This window comes from Sulfitobacter sp. OXR-159, from assembly GCF_034377145.1.
Lineage (GTDB): Bacteria > Pseudomonadota > Alphaproteobacteria > Rhodobacterales > Rhodobacteraceae > Sulfitobacter.
Genome location: NZ_CP139707.1, coordinates 1,162,177 through 1,176,515 on the forward strand (window position 1 = coordinate 1,162,177; position 14,339 = coordinate 1,176,515).

Consider the following 14,339-nt stretch of genomic DNA (forward strand, 5'->3'; position numbering starts at 1 on the left):
CCGAAGTGACATGCCTGACCCAGCGATGCGCCACCGCGTACCCGGCTGCGGGCGGGGGTGGAATGGGCGTTTTGCAACGCAGATTATTGTGCTAGTCACATGCGCAAGAGGGTCAAAGACCATGGGTTGGACGATGCAAGGGGTGCGGGCATGACGGTAGCAGGATCGCGCAAGCGGACGATCAGTGCGGTGCTTCTGGTCGCGACATTGGCAGCCTGCGGCGGTGGTGACGGACGATCGGACGGCAGCTTTTTCAACCCGCAGGAAATCCCGCTTGAGACCTATTCAGCCGAGCAGATCTTTGAGCGCGGCGAATATGAGTTGACCAACAACAACCCCGGTGAGGCGGCGTTTTATTTCGCCGAGATCGAGCGCCTTTATCCCTATTCCGAGTGGGCCAAACGCGCGCTGATCATGCAGGCTTTCGCCTATCACAAGGATCAGGACTACCCCAACAGCCGCTCCGCCGCGCAGCGGTTTATTGATTTCTATCCCGCCGAAGATGATGCCGCCTATGCGCAGTATCTCTTGGCGCTGAGCTATTATGACCAGATCGACGAAGTGGGCCGCGATCAAGGACTGACCTTCCAAGCGCTGCAATCCCTGCGCGCCGTGATCGAAGGCTATCCCGACAGCGAATATGCCCGCTCTGCGATCCTGAAATTCGACCTCGCGTTTGACCATCTGGCGGGCAAGGAAATGGAGATTGGCCGCTACTATCTGCGCCGCGATCACCATACTGCCGCGATCAATCGCTTCCGCGTGGTGGTCGAGGATTTCCAGACCACGACCCATACCGCCGAAGCCCTGCACCGTTTGGTCGAAGCCTACCTGTCGCTGGGCTTGAACCACGAGGCGCAGACGGCGGGGGCCATCCTTGGCCACAACTACCGTGGCTCTGAGTGGTATGAGGACAGCTACAAACTGCTGACCGGGCGCGGCCTTGCGCCGGCCTTCTACAAGGACAACTGGCTGGGTGCAGCCTATCGCCAGACCATCAAGGGCGAGTGGCTTTAAGGGGGGTGGGGTTGCCCATCCGACGGTTCTAGATGCTGCGCGGACTTGATATTTCGGACATGCTGATCATCGACCGGCTGGAGCTTGGCTTCCAGCCGGGTCTGAATGTCCTCACCGGTGAGACCGGCGCGGGCAAGTCTATCTTGTTGGATTCACTTGGGTTTGTTCTGGGCTGGCGCGGTCGCGCCGATCTGGTACGCCAGGGGGCAGCACAGGGGGAAGTGACCGCTTGGTTCGACCTGCCGCCCGGCCACCCGGCCCATGCGGTGCTCGAAGACGCGGGTCTGCCTGCCGGGGACGAATTGATCCTGCGCCGCATCAACACCTCCGAAGGGCGCAAGACCGCTTGGGTCAATGACCGCCGCTGCTCGGGCGAGGTGCTGCGGCGCCTGTCTGAAACATTGGTGGAACTGCACGGCCAACATGACGATCGCGGTTTGCTGAACCCGCGCGGCCACCGCGCCATCCTTGACGATTACGCCGGGAATGACCGCGCGATTGCAGCGGTGCGGGAGGCTTGGACGGCCCTTGGTGCGGCGCGCAAAGCGGCCGCCGCTGCTGCCGCCGAGCGCGAGGCCATCGCCGCCGAAGAAGAGTTCCTGCGCCATGCGGTGGCGGAACTGGACAAGCTCGCCCCCGAAGCGGGCGAGGAAGCCACCCTCGACACCCGCCGCCGCCAGATGCAGGGCGCCGAAAAAATCCGCCGCGATGTGGTCAACGCTTATGAGTTGTTGGGCCAAGGCGGGGCAGAGACGGCCATGGGCGACGCGCTGCGCTGGCTTGATGGCGTCGCCGACAAGGCCGAAGGCGCGTTGGAAGGTCCGCTTGCCGCGCTGAACCGCGCTATGGTGGAACTGGACGAAGCAATGTCCGGCGTGGCCGATGCGATCGACGGCATGTCGTTCGACCCCTATGAGCTGGAAGCCTGCGAAGAGCGGCTCTTTGCGATCCGCGGCTTGGCGCGCAAGCATGATGTGCAGCCCGATGAATTGGCCGGTTTCGCCGACACGCTGCGCGCCAAGCTCGATGCGCTCGATGCGGGTGAGGCCGCGCAGGTGGGATTAGAGAAAACCGTGCGCGACGCACAGGCGCTTTACGACGAGCGCGCCGAAGCACTGACGACGAAACGCCGCAAGGCCGCGGTCAAACTCGACAAGGCGGTGGCGGCGGAGCTTGCCCCGCTCAAGATGGAGCGCGCGGTGTTCCAGACCCAATTGACCGACGAGCCCGCAGGCCCTGAGGGGCGCGATGCGGTGTCCTTCACCGTGGCGACCAACCCCGGCGCGCCTGCCGGGCCTTTGGGCAAGATCGCCTCGGGCGGGGAACTCAGCCGGTTCCTCTTGGCGCTGAAAGTCTGCCTGACACAAAGCCAATCGGGCCTGACCCTGATCTTTGATGAGATCGACCGCGGGGTAGGGGGCGCCACCGCAGACGCCGTCGGCCGCCGCCTGAAAGCGCTGGCGGCTGAAGGGCAAGTGCTGGTCGTCACCCACTCGCCGCAGGTCGCGGCATTGGGCGCGCATCACTGGCGCGTGGCCAAATCGGTTGCCAAGGGCATGACCACCTCAACGGTCACGGCACTCGCCCCCGAAGAACGGGTGGACGAAGTCGCGCGGATGCTCGCGGGCGATACCATCACCGATGCCGCCCGCGCGGCAGCCGAGGCATTGCTTAACGGGCAACAGGGCGCGACGACTTCTTAAATGGCGGTTTTACCCAAGGTCAGCTTGCCCTAGACAGAAAGGGTCCAACTGGTCCAAGTCCCATGCCTCCGCAAGATAACGCATTCTTTTCCCAACAATTGCATCAGGCGCTCTGCGGCTGCAAGCAGGGCTGGACGGTGCTGCGCACCCGGGGGCCGGGCAAGATCACCTTTTGGTTCATCGCGTTGTTGGTGGGCATTGCGGCGGGCTTCGCGGCCTTGTTCTTTCGCAAAGGGATCAACTGGTTACAGGCCACGCTTTACGGCACGGACGACGTGCAATTTCTGCACAGCTTTCTCGCCGGGTTGCCATGGTATTGGGTGGTGCTGATCCCCACGTTGGGCGGGCTACTTGTTGGGCTGATCCTGCACCGCTTTACCCGCGACGGGCGTGCCCGCAGCGTGGGCGATGTGATCCTCGGGGCCGCCCTGCACGACGGTCGGGTCGAAACTCGCGCCGGGGTGGCCTCGGGATTGGCCTCGCTTATCACTCTCTCGACGGGCGGCTCATCAGGCCGCGAAGGGCCGGTGGTGCATCTGGCCGCCGTGATCTCGACCAAGGTCAACCGCTTTATCAAGGCCGATGGGATCACCGGGCGTGACCTTCTGGGCTGCGCGGTGGCGGCGGCGGTTTCCGCGAGCTTCAACGCCCCCATCGCGGGCGCGCTTTTCGCGCTCGAAGTCGTGCTGCGGCATTTCGCGGTCCATGCTTTCGCCCCTATCGTCATCGCTTCGGCTGCGGGCACGGTGATCAACCGGCTGGAGTTCGGCGGCTTGACCGAGTTCGTCTTGCCCAGCCTTGGGGATGTGCAATTTTACGTCGAACTGCCCGCCTTCCTGTTGCTGGGGCTGACCTGCGGTCTGGTCTCTGTCGTGCTGATGCGGTCAATCTTTTGGGCCGAGGATTTTGGCAACTACCTGCAAGCCCGGACCGGGCTGGCGCGTTGGCTGCGCCCGGCGGTGGCGGGGGCGATCCTTGGCATCATCGCTCTCTGGTTCCCGCATATCATCGGTGTCGGCTATGAGACGACCTCCCGCGCGCTGGTGGGCGAGCTGGTACTGCATGAGGTGATCATCTTCGCGGTTCTCAAAGTCGCCGCCGTCGCGATCACTCTGGGGGGGCGGATGGGCGGCGGTGTCTTTTCGCCCTCGCTGATGGTGGGCGCGCTCACAGGGCTGGCCTTTGGTTTGATCGCCACCGGCGTTTTCCCTGAGATCTCCGGCTCTTCCTCGCTCTATGCGCTGGCGGGGATGGGCGCGGTGGCCGCCGCCGTGCTGGGCGCGCCGATCTCCACCACGCTGATCGTTTTCGAGATGACGGGCGACTGGCAAACCGGTCTGGCGGTGATGGTTGCCGTCAGCATGTCGACGGCGCTGGCCTCCCGTTTGGTCGACCGGTCGTTCTTCCTCACCCAGATGGAGCGGCGCGGCATTCATCTGGCCGCAGGCCCGCAGGCCTATCTGCTATCGATGTTCATGGTGGGCCGGATCATGCGCCGCCCCGATGACGAAGACGCGGCTTCGGAGGAGGCCTGTTGGGATTTGATCGACAAGGGCACCTATATTGACGGCAGCGCCACGCTAGAGGCCGCCTTGCCGTTGTTCGACCAGACCCATTCCAATTTTATCCCGGTGGTCACCCTCAGCGCCGATGCGCCGCCCGAACTGCTGGGCGCGCTGTTCCACGTCGATGCGCTGAAGGCCTATAATCGCGCCCTCGCCGCCACCGCGGCAGAGGAGCATTCCTGAGCCGCGCTCAGATACGTTCGATGGCGATTTCGTCCATCGGCGTGAAAGCCAGATACCCTTTGATCTCGGCTACATCCGCTTTCGGGTCTTCATAAGACCAGACGGCATCTTGCAAGGTACGGCTCTTGGTCACGACCGAAAAATAGCTGGCGTCGCCCTTGTAGGGGCAATGGCTGGTCTTGTCTGAGCCATCAAGGAAGGCCATCGCGATGTCGCCGCGCGGGAAATAGATGACCGGCGCGTGGTCCCCTTCGCGCAGCTCCAGCGCGCCTGTGGTCTCGCCCAGCACGGCCCCGCCAGCGCGAACAACCCATGTGCCTTGGGCCGGAGTAATCGTAATATGGTCGGACATGCCGTACCCCCCTAGCTTACTGAAATCGGACGCTCATAGGGGCGCCGTTGCCGCATCCAACCACAGTTTTGTAACAGGTGATACCCGCGGCCCGATCTTTTCCGCAACGTCGCGGTGATAAACGTTCAGCCATTCGCGCGCCTCGGGGCTAAGCGCCTCCACATCGATCAATCGCCGGTCAATCGGCACGAGCGTCAGGGTGCGCCAATCGAGCATCTTGCGATGCGCGTCACCGCCGGGCAAGGCGGGGGCCTCCTGCACCACCAGAAGGTTCTCAATGCGAATGCCGAACGCCCCCTCGCGGTAATAGCCCGGCTCGTTGCTCAGGATCATACCCGGTTGCAACGGCACATGGCTCATCCGGCTCAGCCGCTGCGGCCCCTCATGCACCGACAGGTAAGCGCCAACGCCATGCCCCAGGCCATGATCGAAATCCTGCCCCGCCATCCAAAGCGGCAGACGCCCGAGCATTTCAATATCCCGCCCAGCCAGCCCGCGCGGCCACCGTAGACGGCTCATGGCGATCATGCCCGACAACACCCGCGTAAAGGCGCTGCGGGCATCCTGATCGGTGCAGCCGATGGCAATGGTGCGGGTGATATCTGTGGTCCCGTCAAGGTACTGACCGCCACTGTCGAGCACCAAAAGATGTCCGTCCTGCAGCAGGCTGTCGGTTTCCTCATTCACCCGGTAATGGATGATCGCCCCATGCGGCCCGCTGCCCGAGATCGTCTCAAAGCTGATGTCACGTAAGGACGGATCCCGGCGCCGCAGACCTTCCAACTGCCGCACCACCTGTGTTTCTGTGATCGTGCCGGAAGGCTGCGCATCCAGCCAGGCGAGCAGCTCCGCCATTGCCGCGCCATCGCGCAGGTGCGCCTCCGCCGCGCCGGCAATCTCGGCGTCATTCTTGCAGGCTTTGGGCAGGGCACAGGGGTCATCCCCCGCCTGCGCGCGGTCCCCCAGCAGGTCCGCGAACAACACCGGCGCCGACTGCCGATCAAGCCGCACCGGCCCTTCCAACGCGCGCAGGGTATCAGGCAGGCCAGCGGGGTCATGCTGCACCACCTCCGGCCCCAAATGGTCCGCCACATCCGCCAGTTTCTCGGCCGCCATAAACAGATCAACCCGCGCGTCGTCATGCAGCACGGCAAAGCCATGGGCCACGGGATTGCGCGGAATGTCCTGCCCGCGAATGTTTAACAACCAGTTGTGGCTGTCGGGAAGGGTGATCACCGCCGCCTTCTGCCCCGCCGCGCGCAGGTCTGCCGCCAAACGTTGCCGCTTGGCGGCATGGCTTTCCCCGGCAAAGCGCTCAGGGTGGGCCGCCACTTTGCCCATCGGTGCCGCAGGTTGGTTCTCCCAAACCCGGTCCACCATATTCTCGCTGCGTCGCAGCTCAATGCGAGAGCCCGCCAGCGCTTCCACCAAAAGGTCCATCTGCCCCGGCGTATGCAATATCGGGTCAAAGCCAACCACACCGCCCTCAGGCAATTGGTCCTTCAGCCAATCGGCCAAAGACACCTCGGGCCAAGGCACAGGCGTAAAGACCTCCGCCACCTGCGCCTTGACCTGCGTGCGGTAGCGCCCGTCGATAAAGACCCCCGCCACATCCCGCAGTGCCGCACAAAAGCCAGCCGATCCGGTAAACCCCGTCAGCCACGCCAAACGATCATCGCGTAGCGCGACATATTCCCCCTGATGCGCATCGGCGCGCGGCACCAAAAATCCATCCAACTCTGCCCGCGCCAACTCCCCGCGCAGCGCTTCCAGCCGTGGCGGCCCCTGCTCAGGACGCGCGGTGACCTCGAAACTCTGGAACACACGCCCCTCCTTCATCCTTTTTCAAATACCGATCCTGCAGCTTCAGCCCACGCGACGCATGCCCATGACACGCGCCCGTTTCCGCGGGTCGCTGTCAAAGAGCGCGGCAAGCTGTTCGGTCATCGCCCCGGCCAACTGATCCACATCCGTGATCGTCACGGCGCGGTCGTAATAGCGCGTCACATCATGGCCAATGCCGATCGCCAAAAGCTCCACCGCGCGGCGCTTTTCGACCATCGCGATCACGTCCCGCAGGTGCTTTTCCAGATAGTTGGCCGGGTTCACCGAAAGCGTGCTGTCATCCACCGGTGCCCCATCGGAAATCACCATGAGGATCTTGCGCGCCTCATGGCGGGCCAGCATCCGCCGGTGCGCCCATTCCAGCGCTTCGCCGTCGATGTTCTCTTTCAGCAGACCCTCTTTCATCATCAAACCCAAGTGGTCGCGGGTCCGCCGCCAAGGGGCGTCAGCGGATTTATAGATGATGTGGCGCAGGTCGTTTAGGCGTCCCGGCTGGGCAGGACGTCCGTCATTCAGCCACGCCTCGCGCGCCTGACCGCCCTTCCACGCGCGGGTGGTAAAGCCGAGGATCTCGACCTTGACGTTGCACCGCTCCAAGGTCCGTGCCAACACATCCGCACAGATCGCGGCGATGGAGATGGGCCGCCCGCGCATAGAGCCGGAGTTGTCCAGCAGCAGCGTCACCACCGTGTCGCGGAATTCGGTGTCCTTCTCAACTTTGAAGCTGAGCGGCGTGGTGGGGTTGGCCACGACCCGCGCCAGACGGCCCGCGTCCAGCGTGCCTTCTTCTAGGTCGAACTCCCACGAACGGTTCTGCTGCGCTTGCAGTCGGCGTTGTAACTTGTTGGCCAAACGGCCCACAGCGCCTTTCAGCGGCTCAAGTTGCTGATCCAGATAGGCGCGCAGACGTTCCAATTCGATCGGTTCGGCCAATTCCTCGGCCCCGATCACCTCGTCATGCTCGCCGAGATAGACGCGGTACTCAGGATCGGCATCAGAGACAGGGGGCGGGGGCGGCGGGTCCATGGGTGCGTCGCCCTCGGGCATATCCGCCTCATCGCCCAATTCTTGATCCGCCTCGTCATCCATCGAGACCTGCGCCTGACTTTCGTCCTGCTGCTGCTCTTGAGAGTTTTCGGGCGTGCCTTCGGCCTCTTCCTCGTCCTGATCGTCTTGGCCAGTGCTGTCGGGGTCTTGCTCCTCTTCGGAGCCCTCTTCGGCCTGATCCTCCTGCTCGTCGTCTTGGCTGTCGGGGTCGTCACCCAATTGATCGCCATAGCCAAGGTCCGAGATCATCTTGCGCGCCAGCCGCGCGAAATCGGCCTGATCGGCAAGGCTGCCGTCGATCCCCTCAAGGGTGCCGCCCGCCTGATCTTCGATAAAGCCGCGCCAGAGTTCCATGGCGTTCTCGGCCCCTGCGGGCAGGGGGCGCCCCGTCGCCATATGACGCACCATATAGCCCGCCGCGACCGAAAGCGGCACGTCGCTGGCCTGTTTCGCCTGATCGTAGCCGCGGCGCAGGGCCTCGTGCTTGATCTTGACGTCGATATTGCCCGCGGTGCCGGGCATGTCGCGCGCGCCCATGGCCTCGCAACGGGCGGTCTCCATCGCCTCATAGAGTTCGCGCGCCATGTCGCCTTGCGGGGCATAGCGGGCGTGGGTAGCGGCATCATGGTAGCGGCGGTTCAACGCCAGGGCGTCGGCGGTGCCACGGGCCAGCAGAACCTCATCTCGGGTCATCCGGCGGCTGACCTGCGGCAGGCGCATCGCGTCACCAGAAAGCCCTGACGGATCAACGGAGTAGCTGACGTTCAGCTCGGCATCATCGGCCATCACTTTGGTGGCCTCTGCGAGGGCCTTTTTGAATGCGTCAGCGGGGTTGTCGGATTTCTTCATGAGCCCATGCCTCTGTCAGCTTCGACATGAGGTTTGGCAGGTTTTCACGGAAGGGTCAAAGGGGCAGGCCCGTGCAATCAATACGCCAGTTTCCGCCCATAGCACCCGCTGAGCGGGAACCCCCACCCGCAGATCGGCATTTCCCCAGCAGTCGACGCACCGGTGCCTCTCTGAACCCTGGCAGCAACGCGTCTCAGCAAGTAGGAGTAAGGAAATGACCAATTTCATGCAACATGCGAGCCGTCTGGCCATGATCGCTGTCTTGGGGGCCGCGCCTTTGGCCGCCACCGCACAGGACGCGACAAAACCCGCCTCAGACGAGGCCACTGCCGAAGCGCCTCAGACCGATGAGGCGACACAGAGCAGCGAGGCCACGGCCAGGGATGATGCGGTAGAGGCCGACACCGAAGCCGACACTGCCGAAGCGCCCGAAGGCGATGCGGAATTGGAAGCCGACACGGCGGAAGCACCTGAAGCTGACGCCGAGATGGAGGCTGATACCGCAGAGGCACCCGACACGGACGCCGCCACCGACACTGCCGAAGCACCGGCCACGACCGAGCCGATGACCGAAGACACGGCAGAGGCCCCGGCAACGGAGCCGTTGGGCGACACCGTCGCCCCCGCTGACACAACCGCCGAGGCGCCGGCAGAAGAGCCTGCAAAGCCGGTTGAAGGTCAGATCACCATGCAAAGCGAGAACACGATCCTCGCCGACGATTTGATTGGCAGCAACGTCTATTCCGACGCAGGTGAAAAGATCGGCGATGTAGATGACCTGATCGTCAATCTTGATGGCACCGTCGAAGGTGTCGTGATCGGTGTTGGTGGTTTCCTCGGCATGGGTGAAAAATGGGTTGCCGTGAAAATGGACAGCCTGTCGACCATGACTGACGAAAGCGGCACGCTGCGTCTGGTATCCTCGGCCACCAAGACCGACCTTGAAGCCGCAGAGGCCTTTAAAACCGCGCAGGATATGGAAGCCGAGCAGCAGGCGCTTGAAAATGCTGCCCCGCAAGACCCCAACGCGGTCACCACTGAGCCCGCACCTGTCAACTAAGTACGGGGCCACAGCCTGAACGATAAAGGGGCGCTGATATCAGCGCCCCTTTATTCTTGGTTGGTGGTGTAAACGGCTTAGCCCAAGCTGAGGCTGGCCGCGCTTTCGGGCAGTTCCTCGTCAAACAGACGCTGGTAGAACTCGGCCACGGTCTGGCGCTCCAACTCATCGCATTTGTTGAGGAATGACAGCCGGAAAGCATAGCCGACATTGCGGAAAATTTCAGCGTTCTGGGCCCATGCGATCACGGTACGGGGCGACATCACGGTGGACAGTTCGCCGTTCATGAAGGCGGTCCGCGTGAGGTCCGCCACGGTGACCATCTGCTTGAGGGTCTTGCGGCCCTTTTCGGTGTTGTAATGCGGGTTTTTGGCCAGCACGATCGCGGTCTCGGCGTCGATGCTGAGGTAGTTCAGCGTGGCGACGAGCGACCAACGGTCCATCTGCGCTTGGTTGATCTGCTGAGTGCCGTGATAAAGCCCGGTGGTATCGCCCAATCCCACGGTGTTGGCCGTGGCAAAGAGGCGGAAATAGGGGTGCGGGGTGATGATCTCGTTCTGATCCATCAGGGTCAGCTTGCCGTCATGCTCCAGCACGCGCTGGATCACGAACATCACATCGGCGCGGCCTGCGTCATATTCATCAAAGACGATGGCGGTCGGGTTGCGCAGCGCCCAAGGCAGGATGCCTTCGTGGAATTCGGTGACCTGCTTGCCGTCGCGCAGTTTGATCGCGTCCTTGCCAATCAGGTCGATCCGGCTGATGTGGCTGTCGAGGTTGACGCGCACAGTGGGCCAGTTCAGCAGCGCGGCGACCTGTTCGATATGGGTCGATTTGCCGGTGCCGTGGTAGCCTTGGATCATGACGCGGCGGTTGTGGGTGAACCCTGCGAGGATCGCCAACGTGGTGTCAGGATCAAACTTATAGGTGCTGTCGATGTCCGGCACGCGGCTGGTGCGCTGCGGGAATCCTTTGACGACCATATCGGTGTCGATGCCAAAGACATCGCGCACCGAGAGTTCTTCGGTGGGTTTCATGTCATGTTCCAGTGCACCGTCGGCCATCGCTCGTCATCCTTTTCGTTAGGCGCGCGGTCGGGGCCGCGCGCGTATCTGGTGCAACATATCGTGCATATCCGCAAGGGGAAGGGGCAACTGGCATTATCCGCACCCGGCCGCTGGTCCGGTTGTGGGATCAGTCCTTGAAGTTGCGGCTGCCCTTGATCTGGTCCCATGCCCAGACGACAAGCTGCAACTGCTCTTCCTGACTGCGGTCACCGCCGTTCATATCGGGGTGCAGCACTTTGATCAGCGCTTTGTAGGCCTTGCGGACCTCGGGTTTGGTCCATGTGTCCTTGGCTTCGAGAATCTCGATTGCGCGGCGCTCGGTCGGGGGCAGGCGGCGGCCCGCTTGCTGGCCCTTGCCAGGGTTCTGGGTCGCGTTCTTGCCCAAAACCTGATGCGGGTCTTCGATGCCAAGGCGTGCCCATGCACGCTGCTCGGGGTCGCCGAGCGGCTTGGTGGCGCGTTCCCAGACCTTGTCCTTGGACATCTGAGCGTTCAACTCCGCCTCGGTGGTGCCGTCAAAGAAGCTCCACTTCGCGTTGTATTCGCGAACGTGTTGCTGGCAGAACCAGAAGTAATCATCCAGCACATCGGGGGCCTTGGGCGCGCGGAACTTGCCCGGCTCGTCGCAGCCCTCATGGTCGCAAATCCGGGTCGAGGTTTCCGACGCACCGGACATGCCGCGGCGGCCGCGGGGGTTTTTCTTTTTGGAGGACGACACGGACATGTCGAATCCGAAGGGATCAGCTTTTGGCATGTGGATAGACCTTTCCGACTCAGGCCGGTCACCATATACCCTGCGTCGCAGGATTGAAGGGGGCCGAGGTAAAAAACATGTCGACAACACAAGAGATTTCAGACCGACTGGAGGCCGAATTTGCGCCGCGAGAGTTGGATGTGGTGGATGACAGCGAAAGCCATCGCGGTCATGCCGGGTTTCAAGAGGGGGGCGAAAGCCACTTCAACGTGCGCATCCGCTCAGAGCGTTTCAAGGGTCAGAACCGGCTGGCGCGGCACCGGGCGGTGCACAGTGCCTTGGGGCCGGATCTGATGGGGCGCATTCATGCGCTGGCGCTGGATCTGGACGAATAAGGCCCCCGTTTAGGGCTTTGACTTGTCGTCGTCTTCGTCGGATTTATCCGGCGAAGAAACGTCCGGCGCTTGCTCTGTCGCGGTGCCGGAGAGGAACGCAGGTGGCGTTGCCAGCTTGGCGGGTTCCTCTTTGGCGGGCTCCACCTTGGTAGGGGCGTCATCGTCGGGCGTGATGGAGGCGGGCGCATCGGCCTGAAGCGCCGTCTCGTCGCCCTCAATCGTGGCGGACAATGCAGGCGTTGCAGCGGCGGGGGGCAACAGATCGCCGTCCTCAGGTTGGCTGTTCGCGCTGGCCAAGCGGCGGAACACCAGCACATTGCGCCACTCGGTGGTGGTCGAGGTCAGGCCAGAGCGTTCTTGCGAGGGCAATGTCTCGGCCCGCTGGTACTCCCAGCCCTCGGCGGCCTGTTCGTTCAGGCACTCTTCCAACGTATTGGCAAAGCGCGCTTCGGGGGCTTTCAGACCTTTGGCTTTCTGCCCTTTGGTGGGGGCGGGAAGGATCTTGTATTCGTAGCGCATAGGGGCCTCGGCTGGGTTGGCGACATGAGCCGCGTCAGGTGAGTTTCAGGCGGATTTGCGGCGGATGCCGATGCTGCGACCGGCCTGCGCCGGTGTGGGCAATTTGGCATGGCTGCGGCGCATCGCGTCAAGACGTGTCAGGATATGCTGCGGCATCGGGGCGACACGCGGGCCGGATTGGTCCACATGCAGCGTTAACCCTTCGGCGGTGGCGGCGAGCCAACCGTCGACGTGCCACAGCTCTTGAAAGCTGTGAAACCGTTTCTCGTCATGGTCGAGCAATTGGAAGGTGGTGTAGACGCGGTCACCCTCATGCAATTCGCGCAGGTAGCAGACGTGGAATTCGGCCACATAGGTGGTGCAGCCCGTGCGTTGATACTCCGGCCCCAGCCCAATGTCGCCATAGGCTTGGTCAACGCCCTGATCGAACAGGACGTTGTAATAGGCCATGTTCAAATGACCATTGAAATCAATCCATTCGGGGAGAACCTTCATCTCGCTCGAACGGAAGGGGGCCGGGGTCTCGCTCATTGCTGGGCGAGCTTGCGCGACACGATTTCGTTGACGGCCTTGGGGTTGGCCTTGCCGCCCGTGGCTTTCATCACCTGACCGACGAACCAACCCGCAAGTTTCGGGTTCTGCTGCGCCTTGGCGACCTGATCGGGGTTGGCGGCGATGATTTCATCCACTGCCGTTTCAATCGCCCCGGTGTCTGTGACCTGCTTGAGGCCCTCAGTCTCCACGATCTCTGCCGGGTCGCGGCCAGTTGTGTAGGTAATTTCAAAGACTTCCTTGGCGATCTTGCCGGAAATCGCATCTGACGCGATTAGATCGACGATGCTGCCAAGCTGCGCCGGGGTGACCGGGCTTTCGGTGATGCCCTTGTCGTCTTTCTTGAGACGCCCGAAGAGTTCGTTGATCACCCAGTTCGCCGCCATCTTGCCATCGCGCCCCTGCGCCACGGCCTCAAAGTAGCCCGCGCTGTCGAGATCGGCGGTCAGCACGGAAGCGTCATAGTCGCTCAGGCCAAAGTCACCGATGAAACGCGCTTTCTTTTGGTCCGGCAGTTCCGGCAGGTTTGCGGCAATCTCGTCCACCCATGCCTGCTCAATCTCAAGCGGCAGCAGATCGGGGTCGGGGAAATAGCGGTAGTCATGCGCCTCTTCTTTGGAGCGCATGGAGCGGGTTTCTTGCTTGTCTGGGTCGAAAAGGCGCGTTTCCTGCACCACTTCGCCACCGGCTTCGACAATCGCGATCTGGCGTTTGGCTTCGACTTCGATGGCCTGCTGGATAAAGCGCATGGAGTTCATGTTCTTGATCTCGCAGCGGGTGCCCAGATGGCTGAAATCCTGTGTCTCTTGGTACTTCTCGTACTGGCCCACGCGGCAGATCGACACGTTCACGTCAGCACGCATCGCGCCGGACTGCATGTCGCCGTTGCAGGTGCCGAGATAGCGCAGGATTTGGCGCAGTTTGCCAAGGTAGGCGGCGGCCTCTTCAGGCCCGCGAATGTCGGGGCGCGAGACGATTTCCATCAGACAGACGCCGGTACGGTTCAGGTCGACGAAAGACATATTCGGGTCCATGTCGTGGATCGATTTGCCCGCGTCCTGTTCCATATGGATGCGCTCGATCCGCACCAGACGGGCGGTGCCGTCGCCAATCTCGACCAGCACTTCACCTTCGCCCACGATGGGTTCATAAAGCTGGCTGATCTGATAGCCCTGCGGCAAGTCGGGGTAGAAGTAGTTCTTGCGGTCGAAGGCGGACTTCAGGTTGATCTCTGCCTTGAGACCCAGCCCGGTGCGCACCGCCTGTTCGACGCAGTATTCGTTGATCACCGGCAGCATGCCGGGCATCGCGGCATCGACGAAGGCCACGTTGCTGTTGGGCTCCGCGCCGAATTTGGTCGAGGCGCCTGAAAACAGCTTGGCGTTCGACGCGACCTGCGCGTGCACCTCCATCCCGATGACCAGTTCCCAGTCATGTTTGGCACCGGCAATCACGCGCGGTTTCGGGGTGTCGTAACTCAGATCAAGCATC

13 protein-coding genes are annotated in these 14,339 nt (G+C 62.6%); 5 read left to right on the forward strand and 8 right to left on the reverse strand.

Features of this window, described 5'->3' with window-relative positions; translation table 11 throughout:
- The first annotated feature begins 150 nt into the window (after positions 1-150).
- The 3 genes from T8A63_RS05710 (at position 151) to T8A63_RS05720 (ending at position 4,468) form a co-directional block, all read left to right on the forward strand.
- Entirely contained in the window at positions 151-1,017 is an 867-nt protein-coding gene (locus tag T8A63_RS05710; RefSeq protein ID WP_120351369.1) for an outer membrane protein assembly factor BamD, read from the forward strand.
- A gap of 32 nt (positions 1,018-1,049) precedes the next feature.
- Positions 1,050-2,720 (forward strand): DNA repair protein RecN, encoded by a 1,671-nt coding sequence (gene recN / locus T8A63_RS05715; RefSeq protein WP_322345239.1) that lies wholly within the window; start codon positions 1,050-1,052, stop codon positions 2,718-2,720.
- Between the two features lie 62 nt (positions 2,721-2,782).
- Positions 2,783-4,468: a chloride channel protein gene (locus T8A63_RS05720; RefSeq protein ID WP_322345240.1), complete on the forward strand. Its 1,686-nt coding sequence runs from the start codon at positions 2,783-2,785 to the stop codon at positions 4,466-4,468.
- A gap of 7 nt (positions 4,469-4,475) precedes the next feature.
- On the opposite strand, the gene T8A63_RS05725 is transcribed toward T8A63_RS05720, so the two are convergent.
- From T8A63_RS05725 to cobT, 3 genes are read right to left on the reverse strand one after another with little or no spacing between them, the layout of a single operon-like run.
- The gene (locus T8A63_RS05725) at positions 4,476-4,820 is read right to left on the reverse strand and encodes a DUF427 domain-containing protein (RefSeq protein ID WP_259945013.1); all 345 of its coding nucleotides are present in this window, start codon (positions 4,818-4,820) and stop codon (positions 4,476-4,478) included.
- Positions 4,821-4,853: 33 nt separating this feature from the next.
- Positions 4,854-6,644 (reverse strand): aminopeptidase P family protein, encoded by a 1,791-nt coding sequence (locus tag T8A63_RS05730; RefSeq protein WP_322345241.1) that lies wholly within the window; start codon positions 6,642-6,644, stop codon positions 4,854-4,856.
- 42 nt (positions 6,645-6,686) lie between these two features.
- A complete protein-coding gene (gene cobT / locus T8A63_RS05735) occupies positions 6,687-8,561 on the reverse strand; it encodes a cobaltochelatase subunit CobT (protein ID WP_322345242.1) in 1,875 nt (624 codons plus the stop codon).
- A 214-nt stretch (positions 8,562-8,775) separates the two neighbouring features.
- On the opposite strand from cobT, the gene T8A63_RS05740 reads away from it, so the two are divergent.
- A complete protein-coding gene (locus T8A63_RS05740) occupies positions 8,776-9,621 on the forward strand; it encodes a PRC-barrel domain-containing protein (protein ID WP_322345243.1) in 846 nt (281 codons plus the stop codon).
- Between the two features lie 77 nt (positions 9,622-9,698).
- Here T8A63_RS05740 and cobS read toward each other — a convergent pair whose 3' ends face one another.
- Together cobS and T8A63_RS05750 are read right to left on the reverse strand one after the other, a co-directional pair.
- The gene (gene cobS, locus T8A63_RS05745; RefSeq protein WP_067625494.1) at positions 9,699-10,685 is read right to left on the reverse strand and encodes a cobaltochelatase subunit CobS; all 987 of its coding nucleotides are present in this window, start codon (positions 10,683-10,685) and stop codon (positions 9,699-9,701) included.
- Positions 10,686-10,815: 130 nt separating this feature from the next.
- On the reverse strand, positions 10,816-11,442 hold the full coding sequence (locus T8A63_RS05750) for a J domain-containing protein (RefSeq protein WP_067625492.1): 627 nt from the start codon (positions 11,440-11,442) through the stop codon (positions 10,816-10,818).
- A 77-nt stretch (positions 11,443-11,519) separates the two neighbouring features.
- Here T8A63_RS05750 and T8A63_RS05755 point away from each other — a divergent pair, with 77 nt between their 5' ends.
- Positions 11,520-11,777 (forward strand): BolA family protein, encoded by a 258-nt coding sequence (locus T8A63_RS05755; protein WP_067941362.1) that lies wholly within the window; start codon positions 11,520-11,522, stop codon positions 11,775-11,777.
- Between the two features lie 9 nt (positions 11,778-11,786).
- Here the strand turns inward: T8A63_RS05755 and T8A63_RS05760 are convergent, their stop codons facing one another.
- Genes T8A63_RS05760 through gatB form a run of 3 tightly spaced genes read right to left on the reverse strand, consistent with a single transcriptional unit; the run spans position 11,787 to position 14,338 of the window.
- Positions 11,787-12,296, reverse strand: coding sequence for a DUF4177 domain-containing protein (locus tag T8A63_RS05760; RefSeq protein WP_067625487.1), 510 nt, complete (start codon positions 12,294-12,296; stop codon positions 11,787-11,789).
- A 45-nt stretch (positions 12,297-12,341) separates the two neighbouring features.
- Positions 12,342-12,827, reverse strand: a complete 486-nt coding sequence (locus tag T8A63_RS05765) for a thioesterase family protein (protein ID WP_067625484.1) — start codon at positions 12,825-12,827, stop codon at positions 12,342-12,344.
- Positions 12,824-14,338 carry an Asp-tRNA(Asn)/Glu-tRNA(Gln) amidotransferase subunit GatB gene (gatB, locus tag T8A63_RS05770; RefSeq protein ID WP_120351361.1) on the reverse strand — a complete coding sequence of 505 codons (1,515 nt, stop codon included), beginning with the start codon at positions 14,336-14,338 and terminating at the stop codon, positions 12,824-12,826. The genes T8A63_RS05765 and gatB overlap by 4 nt, the downstream gene beginning before the upstream one ends.
- Position 14,339 lies beyond the last annotated feature (1 nt).

Excerpts from the sequence above, each read along its gene's own strand:
- T8A63_RS05750 (WP_067625492.1), bottom strand. The coding sequence starts at position 11,442 with ATGCCAAAAGCTGATCCCTTCGGATTCGACATGTCCGTGTCGTCCTCC.
- T8A63_RS05710 (WP_120351369.1), top strand. The coding sequence starts at position 151 with ATGACGGTAGCAGGATCGCGCAAGCGGACGATCAGTGCGGTGCTTCTG.
- T8A63_RS05720 (WP_322345240.1), top strand. The coding sequence starts at position 2,783 with ATGCCTCCGCAAGATAACGCATTCTTTTCCCAACAATTGCATCAGGCG.
- cobT (WP_322345242.1), bottom strand. The coding sequence starts at position 8,561 with ATGAAGAAATCCGACAACCCCGCTGACGCATTCAAAAAGGCCCTCGCA.
- recN (WP_322345239.1), top strand. The coding sequence starts at position 1,050 with ATGCTGCGCGGACTTGATATTTCGGACATGCTGATCATCGACCGGCTG.
- T8A63_RS05765 (WP_067625484.1), bottom strand. The coding sequence starts at position 12,827 with ATGAGCGAGACCCCGGCCCCCTTCCGTTCGAGCGAGATGAAGGTTCTC.
- cobS (WP_067625494.1), bottom strand. The coding sequence starts at position 10,685 with ATGGCCGACGGTGCACTGGAACATGACATGAAACCCACCGAAGAACTC.
- T8A63_RS05760 (WP_067625487.1), bottom strand. The coding sequence starts at position 12,296 with ATGCGCTACGAATACAAGATCCTTCCCGCCCCCACCAAAGGGCAGAAA.
- T8A63_RS05755 (WP_067941362.1), top strand. The coding sequence starts at position 11,520 with ATGTCGACAACACAAGAGATTTCAGACCGACTGGAGGCCGAATTTGCG.
- T8A63_RS05740 (WP_322345243.1), top strand. The coding sequence starts at position 8,776 with ATGACCAATTTCATGCAACATGCGAGCCGTCTGGCCATGATCGCTGTC.
- gatB (WP_120351361.1), bottom strand. The coding sequence starts at position 14,338 with ATGCTTGATCTGAGTTACGACACCCCGAAACCGCGCGTGATTGCCGGT.
- T8A63_RS05725 (WP_259945013.1), bottom strand. The coding sequence starts at position 4,820 with ATGTCCGACCATATTACGATTACTCCGGCCCAAGGCACATGGGTTGTT.